Origin of the sequence: Vibrio sp. 1F263 (assembly GCF_041439035.1) — a bacterium.
Classification (GTDB): domain Bacteria; phylum Pseudomonadota; class Gammaproteobacteria; order Enterobacterales; family Vibrionaceae; genus Vibrio; species Vibrio tasmaniensis_A.
In genome coordinates this window covers 265,219-283,021 of the sequence record NZ_JBGONI010000001.1, presented here as the reverse complement: position 1 = coordinate 283,021, position 17,803 = coordinate 265,219, and the positions used below count along the sequence as shown (strand labels likewise).

The 17,803-nt window shown below is 41.4% G+C and carries 16 protein-coding genes and 1 tRNA gene; 10 read left to right on the top strand and 7 right to left on the bottom strand.

Features of this window, described 5'->3' with window-relative positions; translation table 11 throughout:
* Positions 1–3 precede the first annotated feature (3 nt).
* Genes ACED25_RS01180 through ACED25_RS01170 form a run of 3 tightly spaced genes read right to left on the bottom strand, consistent with a single transcriptional unit; the run spans position 4 to position 1,850 of the window.
* Positions 4–1,005 (bottom strand): DUF3080 domain-containing protein, encoded by a 1,002-nt coding sequence (locus ACED25_RS01180; RefSeq protein ID WP_371694446.1) that lies wholly within the window; start codon positions 1,003–1,005, stop codon positions 4–6.
* Positions 1,006–1,012: 7 nt separating this feature from the next.
* Complete coding sequence (locus ACED25_RS01175) at positions 1,013–1,699, bottom strand: SDR family oxidoreductase (protein ID WP_102257909.1); 687 nt, start codon at positions 1,697–1,699, stop codon at positions 1,013–1,015.
* A gap of 25 nt (positions 1,700–1,724) precedes the next feature.
* Positions 1,725–1,850, bottom strand: a complete 126-nt coding sequence (locus tag ACED25_RS01170; protein WP_258957299.1) for a hypothetical protein — start codon at positions 1,848–1,850, stop codon at positions 1,725–1,727.
* Positions 1,851–1,961: 111 nt separating this feature from the next.
* Between ACED25_RS01170 and ACED25_RS01165 the strand changes: the two genes are divergently transcribed.
* The gene (locus ACED25_RS01165; RefSeq protein WP_371694445.1) at positions 1,962–2,882 is read left to right on the top strand and encodes a histone deacetylase; all 921 of its coding nucleotides are present in this window, start codon (positions 1,962–1,964) and stop codon (positions 2,880–2,882) included.
* Positions 2,883–2,947: 65 nt separating this feature from the next.
* On the opposite strand, the gene ACED25_RS01160 is transcribed toward ACED25_RS01165, so the two are convergent.
* A tRNA-Ser gene (locus ACED25_RS01160) sits at positions 2,948–3,038 on the bottom strand.
* A gap of 325 nt (positions 3,039–3,363) precedes the next feature.
* Here ACED25_RS01160 and ACED25_RS01155 point away from each other — a divergent pair.
* From ACED25_RS01155 to ACED25_RS01145, 3 genes are all read left to right on the top strand, one after another.
* Positions 3,364–3,807: an Rrf2 family transcriptional regulator gene (locus ACED25_RS01155; protein ID WP_009848694.1), complete on the top strand. Its 444-nt coding sequence runs from the start codon at positions 3,364–3,366 to the stop codon at positions 3,805–3,807.
* Positions 3,808–3,839: 32 nt separating this feature from the next.
* Positions 3,840–5,024: an NnrS family protein gene (locus ACED25_RS01150; protein WP_371694459.1), complete on the top strand. Its 1,185-nt coding sequence runs from the start codon at positions 3,840–3,842 to the stop codon at positions 5,022–5,024.
* Positions 5,025–5,102: 78 nt separating this feature from the next.
* On the top strand, positions 5,103–5,246 hold the full coding sequence (locus ACED25_RS01145; protein ID WP_157044877.1) for a hypothetical protein: 144 nt from the start codon (positions 5,103–5,105) through the stop codon (positions 5,244–5,246).
* 832 nt (positions 5,247–6,078) lie between these two features.
* Here ACED25_RS01145 and ACED25_RS01140 read toward each other — a convergent pair.
* The gene (locus tag ACED25_RS01140) at positions 6,079–6,837 is read right to left on the bottom strand and encodes a YeeE/YedE thiosulfate transporter family protein (RefSeq protein WP_371694444.1); all 759 of its coding nucleotides are present in this window, start codon (positions 6,835–6,837) and stop codon (positions 6,079–6,081) included.
* A 225-nt stretch (positions 6,838–7,062) separates the two neighbouring features.
* On the opposite strand from ACED25_RS01140, the gene ACED25_RS01135 reads away from it, so the two are divergent.
* From ACED25_RS01135 to dndE, 6 genes are all read left to right on the top strand, one after another.
* Entirely contained in the window at positions 7,063–7,590 is a 528-nt protein-coding gene (locus ACED25_RS01135; RefSeq protein WP_102488380.1) for a hypothetical protein, read from the top strand.
* 26 nt (positions 7,591–7,616) lie between these two features.
* Entirely contained in the window at positions 7,617–9,635 is a 2,019-nt protein-coding gene (locus ACED25_RS01130) for a DNA phosphorothioation-associated putative methyltransferase (protein ID WP_248367314.1), read from the top strand.
* A gap of 205 nt (positions 9,636–9,840) precedes the next feature.
* Positions 9,841–10,920 (top strand): DNA sulfur modification protein DndB, encoded by a 1,080-nt coding sequence (dndB, locus tag ACED25_RS01125; RefSeq protein WP_102488382.1) that lies wholly within the window; start codon positions 9,841–9,843, stop codon positions 10,918–10,920.
* A complete protein-coding gene (locus tag ACED25_RS01120) occupies positions 10,917–12,551 on the top strand; it encodes a DNA phosphorothioation system sulfurtransferase DndC (RefSeq protein ID WP_016794127.1) in 1,635 nt (544 codons plus the stop codon). The genes dndB and ACED25_RS01120 overlap by 4 nt, the downstream gene beginning before the upstream one ends.
* Before the next feature lie 8 nt (positions 12,552–12,559).
* Positions 12,560–14,572 carry a DNA sulfur modification protein DndD gene (gene dndD / locus ACED25_RS01115; RefSeq protein WP_371694443.1) on the top strand — a complete coding sequence of 671 codons (2,013 nt, stop codon included), beginning with the start codon at positions 12,560–12,562 and terminating at the stop codon, positions 14,570–14,572.
* On the top strand, positions 14,572–14,922 hold the full coding sequence (gene dndE / locus ACED25_RS01110) for a DNA sulfur modification protein DndE (RefSeq protein WP_102382456.1): 351 nt from the start codon (positions 14,572–14,574) through the stop codon (positions 14,920–14,922). Before dndD ends, dndE begins: the two co-directional genes overlap by 1 nt.
* 55 nt (positions 14,923–14,977) lie before the next feature.
* Here the strand turns inward: dndE and ACED25_RS01105 are convergent, their stop codons facing one another.
* Together ACED25_RS01105 and ACED25_RS01100 are read right to left on the bottom strand one after the other, a co-directional pair.
* Positions 14,978–16,540 carry an ATP-dependent endonuclease gene (locus ACED25_RS01105; protein ID WP_371694442.1) on the bottom strand — a complete coding sequence of 521 codons (1,563 nt, stop codon included), beginning with the start codon at positions 16,538–16,540 and terminating at the stop codon, positions 14,978–14,980.
* Positions 16,537–17,730, bottom strand: a complete 1,194-nt coding sequence (locus ACED25_RS01100) for a DUF262 domain-containing protein (protein WP_371694441.1) — start codon at positions 17,728–17,730, stop codon at positions 16,537–16,539. Before ACED25_RS01100 ends, ACED25_RS01105 begins: the two co-directional genes overlap by 4 nt.
* Positions 17,731–17,803: the final 73 nt, after the last annotated feature.

Here is a 17,803-nt window from a genome sequence, read left to right as displayed (position 1 = left end):
GAATTAACGTCCGACCTTGCGTCCGCAGCGCTTAAACAGCTGCTGCCAATAGTCCACATGGCGGCGAGTGGATGATCGAAAGGCTTGATGCGCTTCTTTGATGGGAAAGTAATAACTGTGTAGCTCAGGCTGTGCGTCAAACATAGCAAGTTGCGGGGCTAGCTGCTGATAGTAGCCATCCAATTGCGCCATGTAAGGCTGAACCTTGTCAATGTATTGCTGTTCGAACACATTGTTAAGGTAACGAAACTTAGTCGTGTCTCGCTGCTCACCACAAATTATGTTTGCGTCAAAAGTTGAGAGTTGTTTGGTAATGGTATCAAGCTCAACAGAGGCACGAGATAGTGAGTAGTACAAATCCCCAAGCGTCGAACTCTTCTCTAATCCTTCTTGAACTTCAGTAGTCTTGCCGGAAACGAGCGGTGTGTTTAACGCTCGGTTAATATGCTCTAGGGCGTCCCTTGTCTGTCGGACTTGTTCGCCGATATCAGCACGCAACCACTGACTTCCACGCATTTGAGACTGCATCGCTTCACTGGCATAGATGAGATTCCATTGGTGCAGTGGAAATTGTGCGAGCTTCTGCTGCTCGATTTCTTTGAGTAATTCTACGATCTCTGGATCTAATTCGTTATTAGATAAACATTGACCAACACCTTCCAGTAGAGCGACTTGATAATCGTAATTTCGGAACTCGTCGGCGACTTTTCCAAGTACGGAGTTTCTTTCTGCAATCAGGTTGAATAATCCGCATTGTCGAAGTTGATAGCTGTCGATAAGCCCGATAGAGAGCGAAGGAACTTCAATAAACAGTTCTCGCTTTCTCGGTAAGCTGTCGAGCTCCCAGTCTTGTTGTATCTCGTCAGCATCTTGCACGTTGGCGATTTTGGTCTGATAGTCGTCGAAATAGTTCTGTGGGCTGTCATCGAAACATCCAGTGAGCACCATTGTTAGACACAACAGTGTTGAACGTACGAGTAAGCTTGAGATCACGCGACGAACCATGTGACGGCTACCAGTCTATTTCGCTACCATCGAAATTAAAGAAGTGACCACTCACTTCAGTATTCGATGACTCTATTACAGTCACAAGGCCTTGAGCCGAAGTCTCTGTATCAATAAGAGCATTAGGGCCGCCCATTTCCGTCTGTACCCAACCAGGATGTAACGCTAACACTGTAAAGCCATTATCGGTCAAGTCGTTGCTTAAACTCTTCACAACTGAGTTAAGAGCCGCTTTAGATGAACGATAGATGTAGCCTCCGCCTGATGTGTTTTCAGACATGCTACCCACTCTAGACGAAAGACAGGCGATCTTTTTGACGTCACTACTTTCTATAAGAGGTAATAGAGTCTCGACAAGCTTCAATGGAGCAATGGTGTTGACTTCGAATACACGGCGCCACTCTTCGACATCGGTATTACCCAGACCATAACCTTTAGGGCCATAGTAGCCAGCGTTGTTGATCAAAATATCAATCGACTCTATTTGCGAATTGAGGTGGCTCACCGCTTGGTAATCGGTGATCTCTAATTGAATGCAGGTCAGGTTGCTATTGTGGTCTGCGAGAGAGAGCAGTTCTTTTGCTGAATTGGCGTCACGGTAAGTTGCGTACACCTTGTGATTACCTTTCAAGTATTGTTGAGTCAGACTTAAGCCAATGCCGCGGTTCGCTCCAGTAATAAAAATAACGCTCATGGTGATTCCTTTTCAGTTCAATTAGTTAAGTTTGATGGCTTAACACGAGAAAATCAACGCTCCACCAACTGGCTATTAGCATACCTACAAAAATCATTACTGCAGCCATCGAACCACAGATCACACCACAGATGAGTATTACGTTTTTCATTGTTGTCTCTGGAATTAATTAAAGGTAATGATAACTATTATCATTAATTAAGGTTGTCGCCAAGTCTGAGACTGTTATGATTTTGAGATTGATACGTAATACGCCCGATCTATGACTCCTTTAATTTACCATCCAATTTATTCTCAGTTGCCTTTACCAGAAGGGCATCGTTATCCAATCAATAAATATCAACTGTTGCACAGTGCTGTGACGCACCACATGGATAGCGATCCAAAATGGGGTAATGCATTCGAAATGTTCCAGCCAATGCCTGTTTCGGTAGAACAAGTAAAGCAGGTACACGATGGTGAATATGTCGATTTGCTAGTTTCTGGAAATTTGCCAGCAGCAAAAATGAGACGTATCGGCTTTCCGTGGAGTGAACAGCTTATAGAAAGGACACTCTATTCAAGTGGTGGAACCTGCTTGGCCGCTGAAATGGCCATCGAGAGTGGTTTAGCGATTCATCTCAGCGGTGGCTATCATCATGCGCACCGAGATTTTGGCAGTGGCTTCTGTTTGTTGAATGATCTGGTCTTGGCGGCCAAGCACGCATTAACCTTTGAGCATATAGATAAAGTGCTGATCGTCGACAGTGATGTTCACCATGGCGATGGTACAGCGACACTTTGCCAAGAGAGCGATGAGATTATTACTTTGTCATTCCACTGCGATAAGAACTTCCCTGCGCGTAAACCGTTATCTGATTTAGATGTGCCATTAAGCCGTGAAACAGAAGATGAAGAGTTCTTACGTTGTTTTGAACAAGTCACCAAGTTGGCGATTGCGCATCACCAACCTGATCTCATTATTTATGACGCGGGGATCGACATCCATCAAGACGATGAACTGGGTTATTTGAATGTTTCGACAAAAGGGATATTTGAACGCGACTGTTTCATGATTGAATTAGCGAAATCAGAGTCTATTCCAATGGCGTGTGTAGTCGGTGGCGGATATCGAACTGAACATCAAGATCTGGTGCCGATTCACATGCAGTTATTGAAGGCCGCATTTACTGTCCGCAGTTGAGTGGTGAGCTTGTGTGATCTCCAGATACAAAAAAGCCGCTGATTTCTCAGCGGCTTTCTTTAATGTGGTGGAGGGATAGGGATTTGAACCCTAGAACCGCTATTAACGGTTGCCGGTTTTCAAGACCGGTGCTTTCGACCACTCAGCCATCCCTCCAATGGCGCGTATAATATAAGGGTGGCTTTGGCTTGTAAATCCCCTTATCAACTGACTGCTTTTTTTATGAACAAGTTTGTGCATTTTTATATGGTTAGAGTGAAAATATATCGAAAAATGTTTCTGATCGCTTCGACTTAGAGGATTAGATCTCGTTTGAGAAAGGAAGATGGAGATAGGATCTCATACAACAGATGTGAGAAACGTCATTAAGATCGCAGCCTTAGCTTCTTGGTGCTTAGCCACTACTCCTCATTAGGTTAACTTGCCTTTATTACTCATAAGATTCATAATAGATACATCTTATAGAGTGAAATATCCCAACATGCATATCACACGTTACACTGATTATTCCCTACGCGTTCTGATCTATTTAGCGATCAACAACCAATCTCTTAGCACCATCGGCGACATTGCTAACAGTTATGGTATTTCTAAAAACCACTTAATGAAGATCGTTCAGCAACTCAACCTCAAAGGGCACCTGATCGCTACAAGAGGAAAAAATGGTGGTTTGAAACTCAGTTGCCATCCAAGTCAGATCAACATCGGTACGTTAGTTCGAGAGTTAGAAGACAAACGTAACTTGGTTGAATGTTTTGGCGAAGATAATAGCTGTGTTATTACACCAAATTGCCAATTGAAAACAATCTTTGCTGAAGCTCAAGAGTGTTTTTACAAATGCTTAGACGCTTATAGCTTGCAAGATCTCCTCGGCGAAGGGCACAGCTACAAACTAGGGCAACTTTTGGCGGTTGACGTTATTTAAGTAAGTTTTGTTTACTCACTAGGTTTACGATGATGAAAGATTTAAATCAACCCCCTAACAATGGCGTTTCAATGACGGCATTTTTTGAGCTCGCGTTTCGACCGTTTTTTTTGTTTGCATCACTTTTTAGCGTTGCAGCTCTAGTTGGTTGGGCCGCGTTTTGGAATGGTAGCGCAACTCTGAATGTTTATGGCGGAGCAATGTGGTGGCATATTCATGAAATGTTATTTGGCTTTGCAGCTACTGTCGTGGTTGGCTTTTTACTGACGGCCGTACAAAACTGGACGGGTGTCCGTAGTATTAACGGACGCGGGTTAATGATACTTCTGGTTATCTGGCTGTGTGCGAGAATAGCCATGTTCCTACCTAATGCCTTTAGCCCTTGGTTGGTGGCTGGGCTCGATTTACTGTTTTTGCCTGTCGCTGTCATTTATCTTGCTCACAATATTGTCAGTGTGAAACTTTGGCGAAATCTATTGTTCGTTCCCATTTTGCTGCTAATGACTTTTGCCAATGCGGCGATGCACTATGGTGTTCTATTTCAGCAGCCAATCTTAATTTCACAAGCTAGCACAAGCATGGTGCTGTTGGTGACTCTAGTCATGTGCATTATGGGTGGACGAGTCTTTCCTATGTTTACCGCGAATGGCACACAGACACCACGAACCCCTGCATTACCATGGCTTGAAAAGCTGAGCATCGTGAGCACGATTTTCGCCGTTGTGTTGAGCTTTCAGATACTTCCAGTTCCACAAGATATCGTTGCTAGCGTGTTTATTGTCAGTGGCCTGGCAAATGCGGTTAGGGCGGTAAGGTGGAAAATATGGGTCGCTTTTAAGACTCCTCTTGTGTGGTCTTTACACTTAAGCTACTGGACCATTTCGTTAGGATTGGTCTTGTATGGCGTTTCGATCATTTCGTCATTGGTCACACAATCACAAGCGATTCATGCCTTAACCGTGGGTGGAATGGGGGTGATGATCTTATCAATGATCTCACGCGTCTCTCTAGGACATACAGGTCGAGCTATTGTGATTGGTAAAATAATGACAGCGGCGTTAATTGCCATTGTTTTTGCCTTTATTGTTCGAGTATTTGGTGGATACTTTACCAATAATATTGTCTCTATCATCACCTTATCGAGTGCTCTGTGGGTTGTCGCGTACAGTTGTTTCGTTGTGTTGTACTTACCAATTTTAATAAAACCAAGGGCTTAAATACCTCAAGACACCAAGCAGCCAATTTGGCTAATATTAAAGTTGCATTTAAAATGCATCTTTAATATTATGACCTTAATGAGTTACTTAAATACAATCAAAGAGAGCATAATTATGAGCTGTTGTGGCGGATGTGGTGGTTCAAACCACGAAGAAAAAGCAAATGAAGCTGAACAAAAAAAACAAGCAGAGCAGCAAGATACTAAGCAAGAAAACGCTTAATTAGATCTGCACTCAAGCCAAATTTAAAAATCCAGAGACTTCGATGAAGCCTCTGGATTTTTTTATGTTATGTATCCACAATGAGAACCTGAAGAAACCTAGGGCACTATTCCAATAAACATCCCCCAATTCTTCAAGTTACTTGGTCATGCATTGGTGGCGTAGGTCTACATGTTTATTGGCAGGGATGTTTTGTTGCAACAGTGACGTCGAATTTCGATAGGTTATAAAGGTAAAGAGTCAGTTACCTATGCTATATGTTTAAATACAACAGAGCGGTAATAGGCTTGAAGTTGCCGTGATAAACAGGTTTAAGTCAGATTCCGATAGTTAAGGACTTTGACTGGTTGACTAACTGACTCTTAGATTCGATTAACTTTACGCTAGATGCAAAAAAGCCGCTGATTTCTCAGCGGCTTTCTTAAATGTGGTGGAGGGATAGGGATTTGAACCCTAGAAACTCCGATATGCATTCATTAAATGACCTGATATCAATAACTTAATCATAACGCAGACTAAACTTGCTAATGATTGACTAACTAAGTTGACTATAGTTAGTGATTCGTAAATCCGTCAAGTAACGCTTCTAAAATATCCTATATTCGTTCACTTTAGACCTAAAACCACTTCCCTCACAGGCCGCGTTTACACTAAATCACATATAGTTGAAACTTGGTCAAACAGACACTTACTGAAATTACATATCCAATCGGCGCACTGCGCCGATTATTAAGCATAAATAAATTTTGGTTAGAGCTTAATGTCTTCTTACTACTTCAATAATAAATGTATACGACGTTAACTATCAAAGATCGATAAACTGGGAGTAGTTTCATTTTGTATCCCGACTCTGCAAGACAAGAGTCCCAAGATAAATACCCACAATGATACTCAACACAGAAAAAACGCCCGCCAGAGAAAGTACTGGCATCGCCACTAACAGCTGAGTATCGTTCCCTCCACCAGCCATCACAGCGCCAAACCCCATAAGCACACCAGCAACCAAGTGTTTACCCAATCGACGTATAGAGCTCAACCTCAAAGAAAAAGATCCAGTAAACAACGCGGCGCTAACCATTCCAATTAACAGCGAGAGCATCAAAATAAAACGCTCGCGGCTTGGCCAATCTTCAGCTTTATCGTGCCAAAGAGAAGTCCCCATAGATTTCAACAATCCACTTGGCGTCCAGTGTGGTTCATAAAGGAATACAAAACCTGCCGTTAAGCCAATTCCCAGCATTGATAACCATAACTTACGGCTTACCGCATTCATGAAATAACAACTCACCACAATAATGAATGAAATGCTCCCAAGGAATGCATAGCGAGAAAAATCAGACAATACCAACTGCTCTCCCTTTAACTCGTTAGGTAAAACGGGAGCAAATAACAACCAAGCAACGAACCACCCTAATATCGTCGCCAGCATCACAACTTCACCACGAGCTAAACGGCTTACGGTAGATACCCCGCAACCACTATTAATTGCCGCTCCAATACCAAAAAGAAAACCACCAAACAGAGAAAACAGACTCGGCCAAAAAGCAGTGAATAAAAGCCGCTCTTCTACGACAGAGCCATAGAGACCCAAGCAAGCGAACCACTAAACACAATCGCAACGATGAACATCGGTGATCCGCTTTTCGCCTCTTTAACTCCTCTCACCATACAAAGGCCCGTAGTTTGGGCAAGATACCCCAACAAGAAGATGCAGAGTAAAGCGAGAATAAACAACATACATAGCCTCCGAATTGCATTGATTTTACTGCTGTCGTTCGTTAAATATAGTAGTAACCTAGAACCCTAAGGACAGAATATGCACCACAAGCTTATTGATTGGCATAAGTCTCGGCATCCTAATTACTTAGGAGACAACAAGGTTAATAAACTTTCTGCCACTGAGCTTCAGTGTTTAACGGTTCAAATTTTACAGCCTATCGAACGCTCACTAGGAGAGGTAACGGTGACCTATGGTTATACAAGCCATCCTCTTTTAAGGTGGATATTGAAAAATAGCTCTGGAGATATGGCGCCCGATATTGACCAACATGCCTCTATGGAATTCAACTCCCGGGATAGCCGTATCTGTAAGCGCAATGGGGCTGCGTGTGATATTTATGTTGAAGGGTATGAGCAACGTATGGATGAGGTCGCTCGATTTATCTGCACGCATTTAGAGTTCGACCGCCTCTATTTTTATGGCAAAGATAAACCGCTGCATATTAGCGTTGGGGCTGATAATTCAAAATACGCACTTATCCGACAACGCCGAAGTGATGGACTTCGCGTAAACACAAAAAGTGCAAAAGGCAGCGCCACACAGGCATTGTTTGATGATTTATAATCTTCAAAAGCACCTAAGGACTAGTAATGAACGAAGAGCTATTTGCTGAACTTACCTCTCAAATAAAAGTTGGAAAACAACTCCCCGATGCAATTTATCTTCATAAAGACGCATTCAGCGCATTGCCTAAAGTATTAACACAGTTCATTCCTGCCGTAGCAAAAGCCGTTAACTTAGATGAAGAAGACTGGAACCTCGTAAAGCTGTTTAAAAAAGAGTTCCGCTTATCTCTTCTTCACTACCCTAATTTTTATACTGATTCCTATCCCGCATTAGAACAAAGCCTTAATGTCGACCTCTCTAAACTCAGCCATAAAATCATGAACTACGAAGGCTCTGAAAACCCTCCGATTTTGCACCGCAAAGAGACCATGGTTCTGCCTGACAGCGAATACTTCGAGCATTTCATATCCCTAACGCAAGAAGGTGAAAATGCAGGGCTTTACGAGAACAGTCGCTTGATCGGATTTAAGCGCTCTTGGGAGAATTTGATTGCACGCCATGGCTACGAGCTTGTCGATGGTCGACTATTCCGATGTTCCTCTGTGACAACGCAAGAACAGGCAGGGATTGATAGGCACAGAACGGCCATCGTGCGTCATGAACTCTCCGCACCAATGAAGACTCTTGTTAAACATGGCTATTTAAAAGGCGAACACTCAATTTTCGATTACGGCTGTGGCCGCGGAGACGATTTAAGAGAGCTCGAAGCACATGGCCTCGACGCTCTAGGTTGGGATCCGAACTTTCAACCCGACAACGACAAATCCAATTCTGATATCGTAAACATAGGATTTGTTCTTAACGTAATAGAAGATCAAGATGAAAGACTCGATGCCTTACTAGGCGCATGGGAGCTAGCAGACAAGTTTCTGGTGGTTTCTGTCATGCTGGCTAACGAAAACTACATTGCTCAGTTCAAACCTTATAAAGATGGGGTGATTACCTCTCGTAACACCTTCCAAAAATACTATGCGCAATCAGAAATCAAAGCGTACATAGAGAGAAGCCTACAAGAAGACGCCATTACCGTCGCACCCGGTATTTTCTATATTTTCAAAGACAAACTCGAAGAGCAGCAATACCTTCAGAGTAAATACAAACGACACCATAAATGGAAACAACTGACTTCACCAGAACCTATTGAAGCCAAAGACAAAGCTAAACTGCTTATCACTCAGCATCAAGACTTGTTTAATAACTTTTGGAATACCTGCTTAGAACTCGGCCGCATTCCTGCCAACGATGAATTTGAACAATCGGACAAAGTAAGAGAGCTGGTTGGCTCACACAGAAAAACCTTTAACTTACTGCAAGAGATGTTTGATACCAAAGAGTTTGAACAAGCAGAAAAAAACCGAAAAGAAGATCTTCTCCTCTACTTTGCTATGGGACTGTTTGAGAAAAGAAAACCCTATACGCAGCAACCAGAGCCGCTTAAGCGCGATATCAAAGCCTTGTTTGATGATTACAAAACCGCGATTAGCCTAGCTGCAGAATTACTGTTCGCAATTGCAGACACCGACTTAATTCATCAGCAATGCGAGAAAGCACATGGCCTGTTACCAGCAAGCCTTCTTAATAAAGGGCATTCATTGATTCTGCATCGAGACTTTATTGGTGATTTGCCATTATTGCTGCGAGTCTACGTAGGCGCAGGGTTGCAAATTTATGGTGAGCTGGATGAAGAAATAGACCTAATTAAAATTCATATCACATCAGGGAAACTCACCCTAACCGCCTATGATTACTTTGAAAAATCCGTGCCTTTCTTAGTAGAACGCATAAAAATCAAGATGGCAGAACAAGACATAGATTTCTTCGACTACGTTAATGAAGATCGCAGGCCACCACTGCTGAATAAGCACCTTTACATGCCAACCGAGCACGAGAACTACAAGAAACAACAGAGCTTCGACAAACGATTGGCGAAGCTCATGGAGTTTGAAGCAAGTGAGGAAACACAGATGATGAGAGCAGAATTTGAGGTACTTTTAGAGAAGGAGCATAAAGAAATCAAAGGGTTTACGCTAAGTTCAAAATAGCGCTTTTTTAGTACTATAAAAACCTATGGTTACCATAGATATCTGGCCTACATACCTGTAAAATATTCAGCCTATTTTGGCATACCTATGTGATAATTCGCATAGATAAGACTAAAGCATAACAAACTAAAAGCTTAGTTTGTCAAAATATGACATACCAGCTATGGTTTATGTCATAGACAAATAACATAACTTAGAGTTCACTATGCAAAATCAAGATTCAGGCTATTGCTATTCATTTCCAGCTGTCAGAGGTATTCAAGCAGGGCGTCCATTTTACATTGCGACATGTCCTCTTCGAATCATACCTAAGATTTTCAGTTATAACGAAGATGATGTTCCACCAGAGCTTAGAGCTCAAAGAACATTAAACAAGACTCGTATACCTGAAATGGTCAAATACCTACTCGACAACCCTAAAGAGTACGTATTCTCAGCATTAACAGCATCGGTTGGAGTTGATATATCTTTCCACGATCATGAAGGTGCGCCTAATTTAGGTACGCTTCAAATCCCGATGGATGCGCAGATTCTAATTAACGATGGCCAACACCGTCGTAAAGCGATAGAAGAAGCACTAAGAGAAAATCCAGACCTTGGGCAAGACAACATTCCAGTATTGTTCTTCATCGATGAAGGTTTAGGTAGAAGCCAACAAATGTTTGCTGACTTAAACAAGTACGCAGTAAAACCTAGTCCATCTCTTGGCACTCTCTACGATCACCGAGACGAAAGCTCTGAATTAGCGCGTGAATTAGCAGCTAAAGTGAAACCATTCATTGGAATGACTGAAATGGAAAAATCCAACATCAGTCCAAAGTCGAATAAGCTATTTACTTTAAGCAGCATTAAACAATCAACACGAGCACTTTTAAGTAAAGGGCCAAAAGATGGTTTCACTGAAGAAGAGAAGCAGTTAGCGTCTGAGTTTTGGGAAGAGGTCACTCGCCATATTAAAGATTGGCAAATGGTGATCGACAAACAGATATCCCCTGCACAGCTTCGACAAGAATACATTCACGCACATGGTGTCGGGCTGCATGCGATTGGCGTCTTGGGTAAACACCTGTTGTGCCAAGAACCAAAACAATGGAAAGAAAAGCTTCAGTTACTAGGGAAGGTTAATTGGTTGAAAACCAACCCTGAATGGATAAAGCGCAGCATGAACCACGGCAAGTTGAGTAAATCAAACATCAACATTCAGCTCACGGCAAACGCACTTAAAATTGAACTTGGGTTACCACTAACCCCAGAAGAAAAAGCTCTAGAGAAGCAGTTATCATGATACACGAGCTAAAATTGGCAGAAGATCTCGCCGAAGAATACCAAGAATTCATCAACGCTGAAGAGTTCGCAAATAATAAACTCAGCTACTATGTTGCTGACGTTCAACGCGTCTATTGTGCAGACAACCGCCCATGGGTAATTGGCTACAGTGGTGGTAAAGACTCCTCCGCTATCATGTCTTTGATCTATATGGCACTACTTGGCCTAGAAAAAGAACAACGCCACAAACCCGTATTTGTCGTTTCATCAGACACACTGGTTGAGACACCTGTTGTTGTTAACCACATTAAAGACTCCTTAGCTGCGATACAAAAAGGAGCCAAGCGCGACGACTTGCCAATCAGCTGTCACAAAGTGGTACCTGAGTCAGACCAAACGTTTTGGTCAAGTCTTCTTGGTAAAGGCTACCCAGCACCGACACGTTCATTTCGCTGGTGTACAGAGCGAATGAAGATCGACCCGGTTAGTGACTTCATTAAAAGCAAAGTATCTCAATTTGATGAGGTGATTGTTGTATTGGGCTCACGTAGCCAAGAAAGTGCCTCGCGTGCTCAGGTTATCGCTAAACACAAAATTGATGGCTCTCGTCTAGCTCGCCATACAACGCTAGCCAATGCATTCATTTACACCCCTATTGATACATGGGCTGTTGATGATGTTTGGAAGATCTTGCGTTTATGTCACCTAGAGACAAAAGAAACGCCACTAGGTACTAGAAACATCTGGAAAGATGACTATGACCTAGAATGGGAAAACCCATGGGGCGGTAAAAACCTAGTACTTTGGAATCTATATAAAGACTCTTCAGGCCAAGGTGAATGCCCAATGGTGATTGACGAAACTACCCCCTCTTGTGGTAACTCTCGTTTTGGTTGCTGGACATGTACCGTAGTAACCAAAGACCGAGCGATGGAAAGCCTTATCCAAAATGGCGAAGAGTGGATGGCACCTCTTCTTGAGTTCCGCAATAAATTAGCAATGACGACAGATCCTGCTAACAAAGCAGAGTTCAGAAACCATAAACGTCGTACCGGTCGCGTAAGTTACCAATACGCAAAAGAAGGCGAAGATATTGCTAGCGAACGTAAGCACGTCCCTGGTCCTTACTGGCTTAAATACCGCCGCCAATGGCTTCGTGAATTACTAGAACTAGATAATAAATTTAAAGCTGAAGGCCGAGAGATTGAGTTAATCACAGTGCCAGAGCTGCATGCTATTCGCCAAGAGTGGATCCATGATCCAAATGAGCCGGATTGGGATGATTCTCTACCAACTATTTTTAAAGACGTTTATGGCTACGACCTTGATTGGGTGTATGACGATAACGCAAGTTTTGGTAAAGATGACGCACAGCTAATTCATGAGCTTTGCAATAACTTCGATGTCGAACCTGAAATGATCATGAAACTCATCGAGCTAGAGGTCTCTATGGAAGGTTTGAGCCGTCGTAGTGGCATTTCGAACAAGATCGCATCGCTCTTGAAACGAGACTGGGGAAGCTTGGAAGAAATCAAACAAAAGCATGCTTCACTGCAAAGCAAAGCCGAGTTTGATATCCACCAACAAGAAATTGAGCGCTACAACGAGCAGCTTGCTGACCTAGATAAACAGCTTCAAAAAGAGTTTTAAATACTGAAATGTTGATTACAAAACTAACTTTAAACAACTTTCGCGTGTTTCGCGGTGTGCATGAAATTGACTTGCGCCCAGCCCCAACTCGTCTAAGTAAAAGTGGCCCTATTGAAGGGACCGAACGACCTATCATTTTGTTTGGCGGCTTAAATGGTGCCGGTAAAACGTCAATACTGACAGCAGTTCGCTTAGCACTTTTTGGGCGTCAATCATTTAGCCAATTACTTTCAAATGGTGACTACGTTGACGCTTTATCGGAACTGATTCACAAAGGTGTCGGCCACGGTGGAGTTCAAGATAATGCATCGATCGAGCTTGAGTTTAAATACAGCCAGAACGGCGAAGAAAACACTTATAAAGTGATTCGTGGCTGGAAACGCGGTAAGAAAGATAATCTATGCCTTGAAAAAGACGGTGTTCAAATACCAGAGCTCAATTACGAGCAGTGCCAAGGCTTTCTTAATGAACTTATTCCAACGGGTATTGCTGATCTGTTCTTCTTCGACGGCGAGAAAATCGCAGATCTAGCTGAAGACGAATCTGGAACAGTTTTAAAAACCGCGGTTCGCCGACTACTAGGGTTAGATGTCATAGCTAAGCTTAAGAGCGACCTGAATATCTTCCTAAAAAAGCAAGGGGCTGCAGCTTTAAATCAATCCCTAAAAGAAGAAATGGATAACCTCGAGAACACTCGAATTAAACATGAAAGAGAATCAGAGAAACTCCGTTTTGAAGCTGACCATGAAGTCTACAAACAGATTGTTAGCATTAATTCTGATATCCAAGTTTTAGAAAACAAACTTGCGCAAAACGGCGGTGCTTGGGCAAAAACCAGAGAAGATGAACAACAAAAAGCTGAAAGCTTGCTGAAAGAGAAAGTGGAGCTTGAGAAGCAGATTCGTATGGAAATGGAAACCAACCTTCCATTTTCACTTGCTCCGAAAGCAATGCAAAGGCTTCAAACTCAGATCAAACAAGAGCAACAAGTTAAGAAGAAGCAGAGCTTTGGTAATGAGCTAGATTCATTCTTAGAAACCCTATGTTCAAAATACCCTAGTTTTGATACTGAGATGGCCCAAAATGCAATCGCAGACAGCTTTAAAGCACACGTCGGTGAGTTCAATTCAACAGAACTTCTTTTGGATATATCTGATCGCCAAGCGAACACCATCGATTACCAACTATCAAACTTATCACAAGATTCTTTCTCTCGTTTTGACAAAGCACGAGTACGTCTTCAAAAAGTTGAAGAAGAGATCGACAACGCTTCCAGCAATATCGCGCGAGCTCCCGAACAAGAGCAGGTACAAGAGTTGTTTACAGATGTCCGTGCTTTAGATAAGAAGAAAGAAAAACTGATTATTGAATACCATGACTTGCTAGAAAAGGCTAAACGAGAACTTCGATTAGCACTGGAAACTGCTCGCCAAATTCAAAAGCTACACGATAAGCACAAAGATCAATCCAACAAAGATCAAAGTGTTAGCAACGCCCAAAATTCTATCTTATTGCTAGAAAAGTTTGGTGAACAGCTAACCAAAGCGCGTGTAAATCAGTTAGAAAATGAGTTCGTACAATCATACAAAAAACTAGCTCGTAAAGAAGATTTACAGCTAACCGCTTCTATCAATCCAGCTACGTTCGATGTTGAGTTAGTTGATGAGCACGGTATTAAGATAAACCGCAAAGCGATGTCTGCAGGCGAAAAGCAGATCTACGCTATCTCGATTCTAGAAGCTCTTGGTCGCACATCTGGTCGTAAGTTGCCAATCATCATTGACACACCATTAGGCCGACTGGATTCGCACCACCGTGACAAGCTGGTTGAGAACTACTTTCCTACAGCAAGCCACCAAGTGGTGATTTTATCGACAGATACCGAAATCGACAGAAACTACACAAGCCTAATCCAAGACGATCTAGCTCGTACTTACGAGATCTGTTTCGACGGCACAACCAAATCTTCAAGGTTGAAAGAGGGTTACTTCTGGAAAGAATCGATTAAGGAGGCAGTGTAATGCTACCTAACCGTATGAACTTAACACGCTCTACTGAAGAACAGCTTAAAAAGTTGAAGGGCTATACTGGAGTCACTCCCAACGTTTCGGCACGTATTGCTTTCTTCCGTTCTATCGAAAGTGACTTCAGATACCAAGGCCAAGAAGCTAAGTTAGACGGGCCACTTGTACTAGACAAATACACTTGGCTCGGGGAAACAGGTGAGGTGACTGAGCTAATGCTGAAAATGTACTACCCAGAGCTTGATACTAAAGAGTATCAACAAGCTTGGGCAGCACATGTTGAAGATGGGATTGCTTCTGTGCGTAATCACAAATTAATATCAGCCTTAGCAACTAAGATTGCTTGATTTTAGCTAAAATCATATACAAAAGAGAAGCAGTACGACTTGTACTGCTTCCACACTAGGCCAATATTAGCCCAGCGCCATTAAATGTTACTTTAACCTTATCTGTACCTAGCTCATCGAATTTATCTCTAATGGAACCGACCAACTGTTCACTAGAAAACCTAATGCAAGTTCGCTCAATGGTATCCAAGTCTATTGGGTTCCCTCTAAGAGTCAAAGCGATTATAAACTGAGTTGCTAAACTTCTATTGTTCTCATCCTCAAACCACTGCTTTATAACTGCACCAGTTAACTGTTCAAAAGTAACATTTATATCTTCTGCAATTCGATAATAACGCTCATGATGATCCTCTAGTTCATACTCAGCGATAGCTTCTGATAACCTCTGAGAGTTAACGTTTAACAAAGAGGCCACTTCCAATGAGAAACAATTAAGAGTAGACCATAACTCTTCTTCAGGGTTTTTTGAGTTTTGTGATGGTAGACAAATCGCATTAACTTCTTTGCCCATTAATCTAGATATTTTCCTACTTTGGTCAGCGTCAAAGACTGCCATCAGATCAAAGAAAGGTCTCTCTGATGGTTCAAAATGCTTGATAATCTTTTCCATATTGGAATCACAGCGTAAGCCCAATACTTCTCTTATATCTAATAATTCGGGAGAAAAATAATTTACAATGGACTTTAGCTTTAATGACGCAAAGTAGTCCTCTACAAGGTAGAGTCCCTGCTTATTCGAAGCCAACCCTAGCGCTTTAAGATATCTATTAGAGCTTTCCGGCTTTACTGCTAACGAACAAGTGCCATTACGATAAAGCATTCTCGTATTTTTCAAACCGACATTACTAAGTATATGCTCTGAATGTGTGGTTAAGATAGTCCAGACTTTTTTTTCTGATAGTTTGTAAACTAGATAGTCTAATAGTTTTTTTTGACTATATGCAGCTAAGTAATTCTCTAGTTCTTCAAGAAGTAATATTGAACAAGGCTCAATCCAATCAATGTACCATAGCAAGAACATACATAAATGCTCTCCCATACCCATACTAAGTGAATTATATTTAGTTCCATCAGAAAGCTCAATTAAGAAATAGGGAAATGTATATTCCTCATCAAGAGCACTTTCTATTTCATAAACTTCAATTTTTTTGTATGGTTTCCCGATACAATTGGATATTGATTTTAGAGTTTTACTCTTATTCAAAAATCCATTTGACTCAACTCCTTCAAGGAACTCTTCAAAGTTCTGAGTGCTAGTAATAAAATCTATTATTTTTGAGCATTCGAAAGAAGGGTCTATATAATATAATTCATTTACATCTAGGTTTGGCTCATCTTCTTGAACATTATTTCTCAACAAGGACAAGAGTACCTCAGAGTCCTGAGTAATTTTAGGGTTGGTAAATTCATTACAAAGTGATTCATAAATAACTTTTAACAAAGTAGATTTTCCAACTCCATTTTTCCCGCAAATAGCGGTTAAACCGGATTGAAAGTCCATTGAAAAACTTCCATGAAAGCCCACCACATTTTCAAAATTAACTTCAGTTAGTTTTAGTGGGTAATTATCTTGTTCATTAACTCGTCTCCACCCATCCCGAATAGCAGCATCTCTCATCGCTCATTCGCCTTCCAATAGTCTAACTTACTCTCAACAACATACTTAGGTTCAACCCCTTCTCTCAGCTCTTCAATTACACTCAGCAAAGTTATTTGATCTTCCCTTTCTAGTGGCAGCTCAATCCTCGCCTGACTGCAAGATATCAACTGAATCAGGTCTCTAGCTAAAATAGAACCAATAGACATCACTCTAGATGAGGAGCGTTCAATGTATATTAATAACAACTCTCTTAAAGTAGCTTCACTAAAGCTAAAGTGTTCAATAACCCAGCTTGGAATTGACTCGTTACTCTTTACAGCACTTCTTCCAACTTCCAAAGCAAAGAAAGACCTTGCTATTTTATCAAGTTCAACACTTTCATACTCTAGATATAAAAAGCAAAAATTATATATCCAGTTTAATGATGATGCTTTTGTTAATGATGGTAAATATTCATACTCCCCCTTAACTTTGTTAAAAGCACTTAAGCAATCTATAGAGTACTCAATAGATTCAATAATATCTTCATTAACTTTTTCATCATCACGATATCGACTATTTAAAATAGACTCGCTAACTTTCGCTCTTAATGTATCTGTTTCGAGGAACACTATTATCCGAGAAAGTAAATCATTGTATGACATCCGAGAGTTACTAAAGCCTAAGATATCTTTATTTACTTCAACTTCATCCATTTTATCAACTAAAAGAGAAATAGAGTTTCTTACAGAACCATAAATTGCATTTCTAGCCTCTGATGAAGTTAATTTCACAGTCTGATTTAGTCTGTGAAATAATTCACTAGGTTCTCCTGGGTTATAATTATTTATTTCATTAATTTTCAGCGTATACCGGTCAAACTCCCTTTTAACAACTGAATCCAAATCTCTGTAACGCTTCCCATGCAGTGCCTGAATAAAGTCATCTTTAGGCTGTATATTTCCATCTATTGTATATTTATTCTCAACAAAATCTCGAATCGCAGTAAGACGCTGCTGTCCATCTAGCACTTCGTAACTACCATCATTCATGACTACGACGTGGACTGGTGGTATATGCCACTTTCTCAAAACTGTATCTATAAGTAGCTTCTTCTTAGATGAGTTCCAAACCTCTCCTCGCTGAAAGTCTGGCTGGAGTAGAATCTCGCCTTGTTCAATATCATCACAAATTCTTATTAGACGTTCATCTCTTTCATCAATATTCATATCACTACCAACAAGTCAAATTATATGCACTTAATTATACATAAGCCCTAATACATTAGTATTAGCATGGTCA

Bases quoted from the DNA above. Each gene is read 5' to 3' on its own strand.
- ACED25_RS01145 (WP_157044877.1), top strand. From the start codon at position 5,103: ATGAGTTACTTAAATACAATCAAAGAGAGCATAATTATGAGCTGTTGT.
- ACED25_RS01170 (WP_258957299.1), bottom strand. From the start codon at position 1,850: ATGAAAAACGTAATACTCATCTGTGGTGTGATCTGTGGTTCGATGGCT.
- ACED25_RS01150 (WP_371694459.1), top strand. From the start codon at position 3,840: ATGAAAGATTTAAATCAACCCCCTAACAATGGCGTTTCAATGACGGCA.
- dndB (WP_102488382.1), top strand. From the start codon at position 9,841: ATGCAAAATCAAGATTCAGGCTATTGCTATTCATTTCCAGCTGTCAGA.
- ACED25_RS01105 (WP_371694442.1), bottom strand. From the start codon at position 16,540: ATGAGAGATGCTGCTATTCGGGATGGGTGGAGACGAGTTAATGAACAA.
- ACED25_RS01165 (WP_371694445.1), top strand. From the start codon at position 1,962: ATGACTCCTTTAATTTACCATCCAATTTATTCTCAGTTGCCTTTACCA.
- dndD (WP_371694443.1), top strand. From the start codon at position 12,560: ATGTTGATTACAAAACTAACTTTAAACAACTTTCGCGTGTTTCGCGGT.
- ACED25_RS01130 (WP_248367314.1), top strand. From the start codon at position 7,617: ATGAACGAAGAGCTATTTGCTGAACTTACCTCTCAAATAAAAGTTGGA.
- ACED25_RS01155 (WP_009848694.1), top strand. From the start codon at position 3,364: ATGCATATCACACGTTACACTGATTATTCCCTACGCGTTCTGATCTAT.
- ACED25_RS01175 (WP_102257909.1), bottom strand. From the start codon at position 1,699: ATGAGCGTTATTTTTATTACTGGAGCGAACCGCGGCATTGGCTTAAGT.
- ACED25_RS01100 (WP_371694441.1), bottom strand. From the start codon at position 17,730: ATGAATATTGATGAAAGAGATGAACGTCTAATAAGAATTTGTGATGAT.
- ACED25_RS01135 (WP_102488380.1), top strand. From the start codon at position 7,063: ATGCACCACAAGCTTATTGATTGGCATAAGTCTCGGCATCCTAATTAC.
- ACED25_RS01120 (WP_016794127.1), top strand. From the start codon at position 10,917: ATGATACACGAGCTAAAATTGGCAGAAGATCTCGCCGAAGAATACCAA.
- ACED25_RS01180 (WP_371694446.1), bottom strand. From the start codon at position 1,005: ATGGTTCGTCGCGTGATCTCAAGCTTACTCGTACGTTCAACACTGTTG.
- dndE (WP_102382456.1), top strand. From the start codon at position 14,572: ATGCTACCTAACCGTATGAACTTAACACGCTCTACTGAAGAACAGCTT.